Source organism: Pseudarthrobacter sp. GA104 (assembly GCF_009741265.1).
In the GTDB taxonomy this organism is placed as follows: Bacteria; Actinomycetota; Actinomycetes; order Actinomycetales; family Micrococcaceae; genus Arthrobacter.
This window is the reverse complement of the sequence record NZ_WOWL01000001.1, coordinates 2,112,541-2,125,889: the sequence shown is the minus strand read 5'-3', so window position 1 is coordinate 2,125,889 and position 13,349 is coordinate 2,112,541. Positions and strand designations below refer to the sequence as shown.

Below are 13,349 nucleotides of genomic sequence, written 5' to 3'. Positions count from 1 at the left end.
AGTTTTCTGTCCCAGCATGAAGTTGCAACATGCCGGGCCGTGCCCGTTCGTTTCTGAGGATCAGCGGACCAGGACCCCCATGCCCGGCCCCGTTCCGGTGCCGGTGAAGAAGAATGCGCTGAGCACGAGTACCCAGAGGATCCAGAACACGATGGTGAAGGGGAGCATCCGGGCGATGATCGAACCGATGCCGGCGTCGGGCTCATATTTTCGGAGGAAGGCGAGGATGATGACGAGGTAGGGGTTTAGTGGCGTGAGGGCCTGGGTGGCGGAGTCGCCGACGCGGAAGGCGGCTTGGATAAATCCGGCTTCGTAGCCGATCAGGGCGAACATCGGAATGAATACAGCGGCGATGAGGGTCCACAGCGAGGAACCGGACGCGATGAGCAGGTTCAGCAACGAGACGACCACAATAAATGCGATCACGGCACCGAAGCCGGTGAAGTTGACGTCCTGCAGAGTGCGGGCCCCGTTGACCGCGACCCAGGAAGCCAGACCGCTCCAGGTAAACAGGGCCAGGAACTGAGCCATGACGAAGGCCACAACGATGAAGGAAACGGCGTCTTTGACGGACTGACCCATCATCTCAACCACGGATTGGACGCCGGTGATCTTGCGCAACCGGGCCCCATACACGATTGAGGGAACGATCAGGACGGTGAACACAAGGAAGATGACTGAACTCAGCAGAGGGGATTTCGGCAGGAAGCCGCCTTGCTCGTTGCGCAGCGGGGAGCCTTCGGGCAGGGTCAGTGCCAGCACGCCGGCGACTACGAGCACCAGCGCCAGCCCGGCCCAGCGCAGGGCGCTGCGTTCCTGTGCGGTGACTGCTGCGGATGCCGCGGCATCACTTTCGTGCTCGGCCGCCTTGCCGGTACCGACGCCCATCCGGTTCAAACGCGGCTCAAGGATCTTGTCAATGACAAGGCCGCCGGCCACGGTCAGAACGACCGATAGCACCACGTTCAGAGCCAGGTTGGACACCGCCGTCACGGGAAGGACCATCCCGGCGACTGGTACGGCCGCCGCGTTCGAGATACCAGCCAGTAAGGCGTCGGTCGAAGTGACGAAAGGCGTGCAGCTGAATGCTGCGATGCCGATCGCGTAGGATCCCAGCAGTCCGGCCACCGGGTTGCGTCCTGCAGCCTTGAACACCAGCGCCGCGATCGGCGGAATTACCAGGATCGAGGCGTCAGACATGATGTGTGCGCACAACGCCACGAGCGCGATCACGTACGGCAGGGCCCAACGCGGTGCCCGGCCCAGAGTCGACTTCACGAGCGTGAGCAGCAGGCCCGTGCGTTCGGCTACGCCGACGGCAAGCAGCAGGGTGACCACGACACCGAGAGGGGGAAAGGAGATAAAGTTATCGACCGCTGTGGTCATCAGCCAGGCGATGCCCTCACCGGTGAACAGTCCCTTGACAGGGGTCAACTTGCCGCTGCCGGGAACCTCTGTGGCTACGCCGAACCATGACGCTACCGTTGAGACGATGCCGACTCCCAGCAGCAAGTAGAGGAACAAGGCGAAAGGCTCAGGCAGCTTGTTTCCAGCGCGTTCTACACCGTCGATAATCCGGGCCCCTAGTTTGCGGCGCGGCTCGGTGGGAGTCTGCATAGTAATCACGATGCTGCCCCGGCGGGCGGGAAGCAAAGGGCTACCTTGCCGGCCCGGTCCATCACTGCCGCTAACCTCTGGTGCTCGCCGACGGCCCGTGAGCCGAAACTGGCAGTCAGCGCGGCTTTTCTGACTTTCTTGAATGAAGATGGGGGTGCCATTGGTTCTCCGATGTGGCGTGGGTCATATGGACGAAGAAAAACTCTACGGTCTATGAAAAAATGCGTCCCAAAATGCAGGAAAATAGTCCCATGGAAGAAATAGTGCAGGATAGTTCTCCCTTGGCGGAACGGGACATCGAGTTGGTCAACGCCCTCCAGGTGGCACCGCGTGCCCCATGGGAGGACCTGGCCGAGGTCCTGGGCGTTCACCCCACTACGCTTTCGCGACGATGGGCGCGGTTGACCGATGCTGGGCTCGCCCGTGTCTCGATCACACCCGGTCCGGAACTTCTGCGCGTAATGGACGTGGCGTTCGTCGAACTGACCTGCCAGAACAACCGCGTTCTGGACGTGGTCGAGAAACTCATTCCGGATCAGCGGCTCATGTCCATCCAGTTCATCGCCGGCCCGGCACATCTTTTGCTGACGGTCGCTGCGGCAGAGCACAGCCTCTCCACTTTCCTGCTCACTACCATCGGCAACCTTGACGGGGTGCTGCACTACTCAGTGCGTTCCGTCACCAGCCAGATCCTCGACGCCGGCCGGTGGCACTTCCACGCACTGCCGGCAGCGAAGCTGCGCAGCCTGTCCCAACTGCATAAGCAAGCATTTAATGCCGGCGAAGGAGCCGCATTAAGGATGGATACCACCAACCAGGCGCTGATGCGTGCACTGGGTGTTGATGGCCGCGCCAGTCTTCGCGAACTCGCCGCAGTCGCCGGCATATCCCCAGTCGCAGCCGCACGGCGCGTGGCCCGCCTGGTCGGCGGAAAATACATCACCGTGCGCTGCGACGTCACCCGACGAGGATCAGGACGCAGCTACAGCGCCATCCTATGGGGCTCAATACAGCCGGACCGGGTCCCGACTCTGGGTGAAGGGCTCCACGACCGGGTACCGGCCCTGCGCCTGATGTCATCTGTCACCGGGGCCAACAACATCCACATGGTCGTCTGGCTAAACAACCCGATGGACCTGCTCCAGGTTGAACGGCAGCTCCTCCAGTCCGTTGACGGCCTTACGATCGAGGACCGCCGCATAGTGCTCCGCACGTTCAAATACAACGGCGTAAGACTCGACGAAGACGGAACGTTTGGCCAGATAGTCCCCATGGCCTACTAACCATGAAAGCGAGAATACTGGCCAGCTGTCGCACCGTCGGCTGACACATCCATCATCGACAGGCCAAGGACGTCCACTTCGGGCCTACCCCGACTATTTTCGACTGCCGATAAGGAGCCTTCCGTAAAGCTGACATGCGTGAGCATAAGGAAGGACGTCAGGTTGAGGTGTAGCTCATTCAGAAAGGCGTGTGCGTATCTTGTTCAGCGGTTCAGCTTTGCCGGGTTGGATGGATTCGTGGGTCACGCCACATGGCACTTCTTGATCGACGCGGACGGTGTACTTGCCGTGATTGCGTTGGATGACAAGGATTCCCTGATTGCGTTCCAAAGCAGCGGGTATGAGTGCGTTCACGGCACGGTTGAGCTTTTCGTCCCTGCTCCAGGGCTCCTCAATAGTGATGACTTCAAGGGAGAGAGGAAGCGGCTGGCTCGGTAAATGGTCGCCGCCCATCATCGGAACGGCAGCACTGGCTAACGATAAAGGCGAATTGTGGGACACACGTCCTCCTCTGTTGGGTCGACCGGCATATACGGTCGCATTTGCTTCTATTTCGTTTCCTGCCCGCCCTGAAGTTTCCTCAGCCTGGCCCGGTGGCCCGTAGCCCCTGCCCAGGGGGGGCGAGCAGAGGCTACGGGGGATTTGGGGGGTGTCAGGCGGGCTGGCTTGCGAGGCCGTAAGCTTCGTCGTCGGACGCCTGGGGGATCTTCATCTCGAAGGTCTCCGTGTAGTCGTGGTACCCCATCCGGGCCAGGGGCTGGATTTTCTGGATGTCGAGTCGGCCGTCGAGGGTGAGGACCTCGACGTTGATGTGGATCCGTTCGACTTGGGCGAAGACGATGTCGATCGTACCGACGTTCGAGTTTCCCGTCATTCGGTGCGTGGAGAGGTATTTGCATTCGAAATGGACTGGGCTTTCGGCGACCCTGGGTGTGGGGGAGAGCTCCGCGTAGCGTTTGGTGATGCCGGGGCACCGCCCTCATGCCTGCACACGACTGTGTCTATGGGGGAATCGTGGAGCCCGTCGAGGACGTCGAGGAAGCTCACCGGGAACGACGTAAGCGCGCGTGACGCCATGGGCAACGAGCGAATCGACGATGACGTGTCCTGCGGATTTGGTCAGCTGAGAAGCGGGAAGCTCACCTGCACCGGCCCTCACCGCTTTGGCACGGGGATCTGCTGACGCGGTCGAATCCAACGCGGAAGGGCTGTGTTGCGGTGCCTCGGGAGAAGCTGAGGTCGTTGTCACTGGTTCTTCTCGTCTCCTAGGTTTTCCATGAGGTTCTGTGTGAGGACCGCATGCGCCAAATTTTCAGGACCCGGGGCGGGTCGCGAGAGAGGCTTGTTGTGGCGTGTTGCGCGGGCCAGGATGCTGATCTGTTCGAGGGTGAGGCCTGAAGCCGCCGCCAGCTGTGCTGGGTCGAGCAGTCCCGTTTCAAGCGCTCTGACGATGAGCTGTTCCTGTTGCTTTTGTAATTCCCCTCGTGCGGCCTCGAGTTTGTTGGCCTGCTGGCTAACGGCGCTGAGGCTTTGAACGTGGGCTTTGGCCGTGACGCGGGAGTGGGGGAGTTCTTCCCAGGCCAACGCGAGGGATCTTGCTTTGGCGGGGGTTACACCTGCTGCGCAAGCGACTACGTGCACCGGCACATCGTCCCAAATCGCTTGTGCAATTCCAGAGTCCAGCTCGCCTCGCAAACTGTTAAGTCTGCTGGAGATGCGGGCTACTAGGCCTTGGCCCTGGATGATGAGTCCTTGGTGGAGTTTCTGCCTGTCGCGCACCGCCCGTTGCTCGGAACCTGCTTTGCTCCTGTAGGTGTAAGTCATGTCGTGGCAACCCGGCGGCAGTGGCTTGTGCTGTTGCTCGTCATCATCTGCTTGGACATTTGGTCCTCGCAGCCTCAGGCGCCGGCATTGTCGCCTGTTGGCTGATCGCCGCGGGACGGCGCCTGTCCGGCAGGTCGTGGGAATCAGCCCACACTTCGAATCCTTCTGCTGCTTCGAAGATCCTTCGGCTTTCTGCGCCGTCCGCCGCCAGCCACAGCATTGCGACGTCGGCGGCGACGGCATCAACGACTCCGGCCCGCACTAACCGGCCGCGCCTGCGGATCTCGACTTCAGCGCCCACAAAGCGGCCCCAGTCATCGCATCGGTAGGATTTCATGGCGGTTCTTTCTGTTGAGAGGCTAAGCACACCGTTGTCGGGCGCTTCTACTGGGGGCTAGTCGGTCTCCGGTCCCTCGCAGTAATGGCAGCCGTCGTCACAATAAGGCGGGGCGGCCGGAAGGACGGAATCCGGTCTCGGGATTGTCGATGCGGGGGGGGGGCTTGCCAGGGTTTATCCCCCGGGGGAAGCTGCGGGTTTCGTCCAGCGCGCTGAATGACTGGTGGGCTAGAAGCTGCCAATGGAATCTCCTGGGAAAGAATGGCCGTCCTTGGGCCGAGGGTGCCTGGATTCGCTTGCGACCAGCATCAACTCACACATGTGCTGTTGTCCGTCTGCATGACGCTGCCCTTCGCGATGCCTTGCCAGGCAGCTGTCCGGCCGACATGAGCCCGCCATCCCTCCATCGGGCAGTGCTCCCCGGTCCTCGCTCCGGGGCTTCAGTAAAGTTCACTTCGGGTTCTGCTCGTAAAGAATGCGTTTCTTCACCCTGGCCTCGATACCGCATCATGGTCTGACTCCGACCGTTCAATTGTTGCTCCTTGGCGGGCGCTCGGTACCATCCTGTCCGCCTTCCCGGATTGCTCGGGGTTGCTTTCTCATCTGTTCCCGATGATGCAAACAAGGCTTCGTAAGGCGAGCCCGGAAAATCCCGGTCCTTCATCCCTTACCTGCTTTCATTCATGGGGATGCGGACGCCGCGTTCATTGGCGACTTTGAGGGCGCGGTCGTACCCGGCGTCGGCGTGGCGGATGACGCCCATGCCGGGGTCGTTGGTGAGGAGGCGTTCGAGCTTCTGCGCGGCGAGGTCGGTGCCGTCGGCGACGGAGACCTGGCCGGCGTGGATGGAGCGGCCGATGCCTACCCCTCCGCCGTGGTGGATTGAGACCCAGGTGGCGCCGGAAGCGGTGTTGAGCAGGGCGTTGAGCAGCGGCCAGTCAGCGATCGCGTCGGAACCGTCGGCCATGGACTCGGTTTCGCGGTACGGCGAGGCGACGGAGCCGGAGTCGAGGTGGTCGCGGCCGATGACGATGGGGGCCTTGACCTTGCCGTCCTTCACGAGCTGGTTGAAGAGCAGGCCGGCCTTGGCGCGGTCGCCGTAGCCGAGCCAGCAGATGCGGGCCGGCAGGCCTTCGAACTCGACGCGTTCCTGGGCGGCGTCGATCCAGCGGTGCAGGTGCTTGTTCTCCGGGAACAGTTCCTTGATGGCTTCGTCCGTGACGCGGATGTCTTCGGGGTCGCCGGACAGGGCAACCCAGCGGAACGGGCCGAGGCCCTCGCAGAACAGCGGGCGGATGTAGGCCGGGACGAAGCCGGGGAATTCGAAGGCGCGGGTGTACCCGCCCTTGCGGGCTTCGTCGCGGATGGAGTTGCCGTAGTCGAAGACCTCGGCGCCGGCGTCCTGGAACTCGACCATGGCCTGGACGTGCTTGGCCATCGAGGCCTGGGCTTTCTTGGTGAAGCCTTCCGGGTCAGCTTCGGCTTCGCGGTGCCATTCCTCAATGGTGTGATTATGGCAGCTTGAATGGAGACCACTTCTGCAGTTTGAATTGAGCCCACTTGCGGCTCGCCGGTCGAGGAATCGCAGTTTGAACTGAGCCCACCCCACCGTTGATTTCATCAGGGTTGTTTTTCCAATGGTGGAAGGCAGTGATGGGGTTGAGGGTGGAGCTTTTTGCAAGGATCCGGCGAGACGCACGCGTCAAGGGATGGTCGATCCGCACGCTTGCCAGGGAGCATCATGTTTCCCGAAGGACTGTCCGGCAAGCCCTCGCAGCTGCTGAGCCGCCGGCCCGCAGAATTCCCGTCCGCACGGCACCGAAACTGGACAGGATCAGGGCTGTGATCGATCAGATGCTTACGGCTGATCTTGATGCTCCAAGGAAGCAGCGCCATACCGCTCAAAGGATCTTTGACCGTCTGGTCGATGAGCATCAGGCGGTGATTTCGTATTCGACGGTACGCCAGTATGTGAAGGCCCGCAGGGCCCAGATTGCCATCGAGGCCGGCCGGGCCCCGGTGGAAGTCTTCGTGCCTCAGGAACATGCCCCTGGCGCGGAGGCTGAGGTCGATTTCGGTGATGTGTGGGTGGACGTCGCCGGCGTCCGCACACGTTGTTACATGTTCGCTTATCGGCTTTCCCACTCGGGCAAGGCTGTCCACCGCGTGTACCCTACATGCGCACAGGAGGCATTCCTGGAAGGCCATATCGAAGCGTTCAATGCTTTGGGCGGGGTCCCCACGAAGCACATCCGGTACGACAACCTCACGTCCGCGGTCACGAAGGTCATCTACGGTGGCGGCCGGCAGCGCGTGGAGAACGAGCGATGGGTGCTGTTCAAATCCCACTATGGGTTCGACTCATTTTTTGCATCCCGGGCATCGAAGGGGCCCATGAGAAGGGCGGGGTCGAAGGAGAAGTGGGACGGTTTCGCCGGAACTTCCTGACCCCCGTCCCGGCCGTGGATAGCTTAGTGGAGCTCAACGACCGGATCCGGGTCTGGGACGAGGCTGAGGACCGCCGCCGGATTTCCCAGCGGCTCCGAACGGTCGGGCAGGACTTCGCTGTTGAGCACCCATTGCTGGCACCGTTGCCGGTCGAGGACTTCGACCCGGGCCTGATCCTGACACCACGGGTGGACCGATCATCCCTGGTGACGGTCCGCTCGGCGAAGTATTCCGTTCCGGTGCGGTTCATCAACCGAAAAGTCAGAGTGTCCCTGCGCGCGACCGAGGTAAGGATCTTCGATGGCGGAACCCTGATCGCCAAACATCCACGGACCGTGGCCCGCGGCGGGCAGTGCGTGCAGCTGGACCACTATCTTGAAGCACTCAGGATAAAGCCGGGCGCCTTGCCCGGGTCCACGGCCCTGGCGCAGGCCCGCGAATCCGGGGCATTCACCCCCGCCCATGACGCTTTCTGGGCTGCGGCCAGGAAAACCGATGGTGATGCTGAGGCCACCCGAGAACTTATCGATGTTCTACTGCTCCACCGGAGCATGGACGCGGGTGACGTCATCGAAGGGATCAACGCGGCGCTTCGTATCGGTGCCGTGAGCGCAGACGTCGTCGCGGTGGAAGCCAGGCGTGTAGCATCCGAAAGCAACACAGGGTGGGTCCGGCCCGATTGCCATCCCGGCGCAAATGAGAATGTTCTCGAGCACCGCGTTGTCAGTCTCACCCAGCGCCGCCTGGCGGACCCTGCAGCGGTGATTGCAGGTCTCCCGCCGGACAAACGCCCGCTGCCCTCGGTGGCCGGCTACGACGACTTACTCAAATTCCGTGCCCAGTCATCCTCCACCCCGCCGTCTAAGGAGCAGGTTTCATGAGTCCCACCGCGCCCGTTGTTGTTTCCCAGACCCTCCGGCGCCGTCGCGGCCTGACCGAACAGGCCGCGGTCGCGGCCGTGGATCAGGCCTGCCGCCGGCTGCGTCTGCCCACGATCCGCGCAGTCCTGGACGAAGCCCTGACCGTCGCCGGAAAAGAGCAACTCTCTTACCAAGGGTTCCTGGCCGAGATCCTGTTGGCCGAGTGTGATGACCGGGACCGGCGCTCCTCCCTCCGCAGGGTGAAATCAGCGAACTTCCCCCGGGACAAATGGCTTGGGGACTTCGACTACGACGCGAACCCGAACATCAACCAGGCAACGATCAATACCCTGGCCACCGGGGACTGGATCCGCAAAGGCCAGCCCCTGTGTCTGATCGGCGATTCCGGGACCGGGAAATCACATCTGCTCATCGGACTCGGCACGGCGGCCGCTGAGAAAGGCTTCCGCGTCAGATACATCCTGGCCACCCGGCTCGTGAACGAACTCGTCGAAGCAGAAGACGAGAAAATGCTCGCCAAAACCATCGCCCGCTACGGGCGCGTGGATTTACTCTGCATCGACGAGCTTGGCTATATGGAACTGGACAAACGCGGCGCCGAGCTCCTCTTCCAAGTCCTCACCGAACGAGAAGAAAAAGCATCCGTGGCCATCGCAACCAACGAATCATTCTCCGGCTGGACCAAAACCTTCACCGACCCCCGCCTCTGCGCCGCCATCGTGGACCGCCTCACTTTTAAAGGCACCATCATCGAGACCGGCACCGACTCCTACCGCCTCGCCCACACAAGAAACCATCAAACCGCCAGCTAGAGGTGGGTCCCGTTTAATACGATCAAGCCAAAAAGTGATCTCAAAGCACAAACGGGGTGAGACATGTGTCGAAGTCTTGATGGCTCTGACTCCAGTGCCTATCCGTACACAGAGACGCTCGGCTGGGAAGTGCCAGCCGAGCGCCTCTGCTGAATTGCTCAGCACTTTACCTTGAGTAGTGGCAACGCCACCCTCTTCAAATAGCTCGGGATTTATGAGTCTGTCACGAACTGTTCCGAAGCCGCTTGGTATATCCACGGAGAGCCAATGAAACAGCTGCTGCTACCAGTGCCCCTATAGCCGTTATGGGCAGCGTTGAAATTGGTTCTGATCCGGTTGCCAACGAAAGGAGCATCACTACAAAAATCGCCGCGAGATAAAGCGCAAGTAGCATTAATCCGATGCCAATTGTTTCCAATACCTGAAGTTTCGTTGGCATCACCATCAGCAGCCCGTTGTCCAACCGGAGGGCAGTTTGTAGTCGATGACGACGCAACCTTTTCGATCCATGTAGACGTGTCCGTTCGGGTCTGAGGAGGGCGCGTCGATATTGGCTGATCCAAAATCAATCTGACTGTACGCTCCGGCGCCATAAGTGGCAGTAGCTACCGAGGTGACTGTGCTGGTTCCTGTGAAGTTGTGAGTTGTCTCCGGTTGCACCTGAATGTCGAAAGGATATGCCATGCCAGGAGCTGTGTGGAAGGCATATCGTCGGACTTTTTCTACAACCGCAGTGCTCTCAGAGATATCGAAGAACCTGGTCATGAAGGACTGTGAACCGTCCGGCAGCGCATCATCTAACTATTCTGCGTTCTGCTTTCTTCTCCGATGCTGCACCATCAGAATAACGATTGACACGGCTATGTAGATGCAGATTGCTCCGATGAAGTGCGTTGCGCCGTGAGTCCCTCACGTGTTTTTTTTCGTCCGCTGCAGCCATACGACCGCGGCGATACAGATTACGAGAAGAACCACATTCAAGACCCGAACAGGCGTGATATCAGTTACGGCGAAAGTGATGATGCTAATGACTCCTAGAAGAGAAAACGCTAGAGTCCAGCCCTTCATTTAGCTTCCTTTCAATAGCACGATAGCGATGTTCCCCAGACGGAGACGCCGTATGAAACGGCAGCGAAGAGCAGAAGCGTCGAACCTCCGGTAAACGGAGCAGCGATAAGCGCTCCCGTAGCGAATACGGTCCCTGTCCAGGAGGCTACGCAACCCCAACCGCCGTCGTCTGTGAAGCTATCGAGTCCACTTGGGTCTGTTGCATTGATGGGGTTGCAGTTGACGTAGGCGTAGCGGTTGGCTTCTTGTCCCGAGGGGTCGGGTTGGGTGAAGCGGCCGCGGGCGGGGTGGTAGTAGCGGGCGCCGAATTTGATGCGGTTGCTGGTGGTGTCGTTGTAGCCGCCGGCATAGGTCCAGGGGTTGGTGGCTGCTTTGGTTCCGGTGGTTCCGGCGTCGTCTCCCCAGGAATCGTAGCTGTAGGTGGCGGCTTTGGCTTGGGCGCTGTCGGTGAGCAGGATGACGGAGCCGAGCGCGTCGGTGGTGTAGTAGAAGCTGGCCCCGGAAGCGTCGCGCATACTGATGAGGTTACCCCCGGGATCGCGGATAAACGAGGTTGTCCCGCCAGTCCTGGTCAGCTGCGTGATGCCAAGAGAGCCATTAAGGAACGAGGCTGACCCGGCGGTCAGGCGCTCGTCGTTGCGGGTTCCGGCGTAGGTGTAGTTCGTAGTGGTGGTGCCGTTGGTTCCGGAGGTGAATTGGTCGAATTCGTTGTACGTCAGGTTCGAGGCGGAGCCTCCGCCGGTGAAGTTGCCGTTGGCGTCCCAGGAGTAATTGGTGGCCCCGGACGGCGGGGTCGAGCAGTTCCCGGCGCTGCTGCCGTACCAGCAGAGCTGGTCCGCGGCGTTGTAGGCGGAATAGATGGTGCCGGTCCCGGTTTTGGCGGCGGTGAGACGGTTGCCGTTGAGGTCATAGGTCCAGGATTCGGTGACTGCGCCGGTGACGGCTGAGGTCAGCCGCTTCACCGCGTCGTAGGCGTAGGTGGTGACGGCTCCGGTTTCGGTGGTCATGGTTTTCCGCAGGGTGCCGTCGCGGACGGGGGCGGTTCCCCAGGTGGTGTAGGTGTAGGCGCGTTTGGCCAGCACCGCGTTGCTGGTGTTGGTCGCCGTGATGGACGTGACCCTGCCGGCGTTGTCGTAGACGGTGGAGTTTTTCACGCCATTGGGGTAGGAGGTGACCGTGCGGCGGTTGTTGTCGTCATAGGTGAAGCCGGTGCATTTGGTGCTGTTGGGGAAGGTCGGGGTCGCGGGGCAGGAGCCGCCGGGCTCGGCCAGGGCGGTGAGACGGTTGGCGTTGTCGTAGCGGTAGCCCACGGTGCCGGTGGTGTCGGTGAAGCTGGTGACGTTGGATTCCTGGTCGTAGGCCAGGGACGTGGTCACCCCGCCGGTGGTTTTGGCGGTGGGCCGGTTCTGGACGTCATAGGCGTAGCTCGTGGTCCCGGAACCGTCGACACGGGTCTTCAGGTTGCCGTTGGCGTCGTAGCTGTAGGTCACGCAGGTCGCCGGGACGCACGATACGCCGAAGCGGGTCTGGGTGAGCCGGTCGTTGCCGTCGTAGGAGTAGGCGGCGGTCTGGTTCTTCCCGTCCGTTTTGGTTGCGACCCGGCCGGCGGCATCGAACGTCCTTGTGGTGGCACCGAGCGGGGCGGGCGGGGTGATGGTGGCGGGGTTACGGGCGGCGTCGTAGGTGATGGTGGTGGTGTTGCCTTTCCCGTCGATGGTTTTGCAGAGCTGGCCGCGGCCGCCCCCGCAGGTGGTGCCCGCGGCGTCGCCCTGGTAGTGGTTGACCTTCGTCCCTGCCCCGGACGCCCCTCCTGGGGTGATGGTCTGGTAGGGCAGGCCAAGCACGCTGTCGTAGGTGTAGTTGGTGACTTGGCCTTCGCTGTCGGTGGAGGAGATGGGCTGGAACTCCAGCCAGTCCTCACCCGCGGTGGGGGTGGGGTAGGTGTAGGTGACCTGTTTGCCGGTCCCGCCACTCGCCCCGGCCGCGGAGGTGATGGTGCTGAGTGTGTTGTTCGGGTTGTAGGTCGCGGTGGAAAGGTTGCCCAGGTCATCGAGTCGGCTGAGCCGGTTGTCGTGGGCGTCGTACGTGTCGGTGGTTACGTTGCCGAGCGGGTCGGTGATGGTGGTGATCTGGCGGGATGCGTTGAACTTGTATGTCGTGACCCGGCCGGCGGTGTCGGCCAGGGTGGAGGTGGTCGCATCGACGGCGGTCAGGGTGTGGGTGGTGGACAGGGCCGGGTCCTGGATCCGGTCGGCCTGTTCGGCGACCTGGCCGCCGGTCGTTTCGAACCGCTCGGTCCAGCCCGTGGGCGGGTTGGTGGCGGGGTTGGAGCTGTCGAATCCGAGGCCACCGATCAGCAGGGCCGCGTCGGTGGCGGTGGTGATGCTGGCGACGGTGATGCTGGTCGCCGCATAGGTGGCATCCACGGCGGTCGCGACGGTGCTGTCCAACGGCGTGGTGGTATTCACCCCGGTGTAGGCGCTGATCCCGCCGGCCCACTTAACCGCCGTACTCAACGTCCAGGTGTAGTTCGCGGGGTCGGTGGAACCGACTATCCGGTAGTAGGCGAAGACGCGGGCGCCGGTGGTGCTGGAGCTGTTGATGCCCAGGGCGTCGACGATCGCGGTCCACCCGGCCGGGACCGCAGCCGTGGGGTTCCTGTCAGCGGTAAAGGACGCGATCAGCACATCGCCGGCCGTCCTGCCGGTCGGGGCCGGGATGGAGACCGTGGTCGTTGCGGTGTCGGTGGCTGCGGTGCTGGAGCTGCGGCGGGCAATCAGGGGTGTGCCGGCGGGTTTGAGAGCTGTCCGCCAAGCGCCGGCGGCTTTGGCCGAGGTGCCTGTCCAATCCCAGGTAGCGGTGCCGGTTAGACCAGCTGCTGCAGATGCGTAAATGATCTTGGCGGCTTTGCCGTTGGCGTCGTAGGCGAATTCGTTCCGCGTTCCCATGCCGTCACGGACGAGGGTGAGCTTGCCGTTGGTGTATCCCAGCTCGGTGGTAGTCCCGGTGGCGTCCGTGATGGATGCCATCCGCCCGTCGCTGCCATAGTCGATCGAGATGACCCGCCCGCCGGGACAGC

At 61.9% G+C, this 13,349-nt stretch carries 8 protein-coding genes and 3 pseudogenes; 3 read left to right on the top strand and 8 right to left on the bottom strand.

The window, feature by feature from the left end; all coding sequences use genetic code 11:
- Positions 1-60: 60 nt before the first annotated feature.
- Positions 61-1,617, bottom strand: a complete 1,557-nt coding sequence (locus GK109_RS09675) for an AbgT family transporter (protein WP_157240071.1) — start codon at positions 1,615-1,617, stop codon at positions 61-63.
- Between the two features lie 251 nt (positions 1,618-1,868).
- Between GK109_RS09675 and GK109_RS09670 the strand changes: the two genes are divergently transcribed.
- Positions 1,869-2,900, top strand: a complete 1,032-nt coding sequence (locus tag GK109_RS09670; RefSeq protein ID WP_197432436.1) for an Lrp/AsnC family transcriptional regulator — start codon at positions 1,869-1,871, stop codon at positions 2,898-2,900.
- 174 nt (positions 2,901-3,074) lie between these two features.
- Here GK109_RS09670 and GK109_RS09665 read toward each other — a convergent pair whose 3' ends face one another.
- The 6 genes and pseudogenes from GK109_RS09665 to hutU all read right to left on the bottom strand — a co-directional run.
- Complete coding sequence (locus tag GK109_RS09665) at positions 3,075-3,401, bottom strand: hypothetical protein (RefSeq protein ID WP_157240067.1); 327 nt, start codon at positions 3,399-3,401, stop codon at positions 3,075-3,077.
- Between the two features lie 151 nt (positions 3,402-3,552).
- A complete protein-coding gene (locus tag GK109_RS09660; protein ID WP_197432435.1) occupies positions 3,553-3,774 on the bottom strand; it encodes a hypothetical protein in 222 nt (73 codons plus the stop codon).
- A gap of 50 nt (positions 3,775-3,824) precedes the next feature.
- Positions 3,825-4,059 (bottom strand): annotated as a pseudogene (locus GK109_RS22065) (thiamine pyrophosphate-binding protein); the annotation flags it as partial.
- A gap of 86 nt (positions 4,060-4,145) precedes the next feature.
- The gene (locus tag GK109_RS09650) at positions 4,146-4,724 is read right to left on the bottom strand and encodes a hypothetical protein (protein ID WP_157240065.1); all 579 of its coding nucleotides are present in this window, start codon (positions 4,722-4,724) and stop codon (positions 4,146-4,148) included.
- A gap of 43 nt (positions 4,725-4,767) precedes the next feature.
- Positions 4,768-5,061 (bottom strand): hypothetical protein, encoded by a 294-nt coding sequence (locus GK109_RS09645; protein WP_157240063.1) that lies wholly within the window; start codon positions 5,059-5,061, stop codon positions 4,768-4,770.
- Positions 5,062-5,728: 667 nt separating this feature from the next.
- Positions 5,729-6,568: pseudogene (gene hutU, locus GK109_RS09640) on the bottom strand (urocanate hydratase); the annotation flags it as partial.
- A gap of 146 nt (positions 6,569-6,714) precedes the next feature.
- On the opposite strand from hutU, the pseudogene istA reads away from it, so the two are divergent.
- Together istA and istB are read left to right on the top strand one after the other, a co-directional pair.
- Positions 6,715-8,390, top strand: a pseudogene (istA, locus tag GK109_RS09635) (IS21 family transposase).
- Complete coding sequence (gene istB, locus GK109_RS09630; protein ID WP_157240061.1) at positions 8,387-9,202, top strand: IS21-like element helper ATPase IstB; 816 nt, start codon at positions 8,387-8,389, stop codon at positions 9,200-9,202. Before istA ends, istB begins: the two are co-directional and overlap by 4 nt.
- 1,079 nt (positions 9,203-10,281) lie before the next feature.
- Here istB and GK109_RS09625 read toward each other — a convergent pair.
- Positions 10,282-13,299, bottom strand: coding sequence for an RHS repeat-associated core domain-containing protein (locus tag GK109_RS09625; protein ID WP_231754834.1), 3,018 nt, complete (start codon positions 13,297-13,299; stop codon positions 10,282-10,284).
- Between the last annotated feature and the right edge of the window lie 50 nt (positions 13,300-13,349).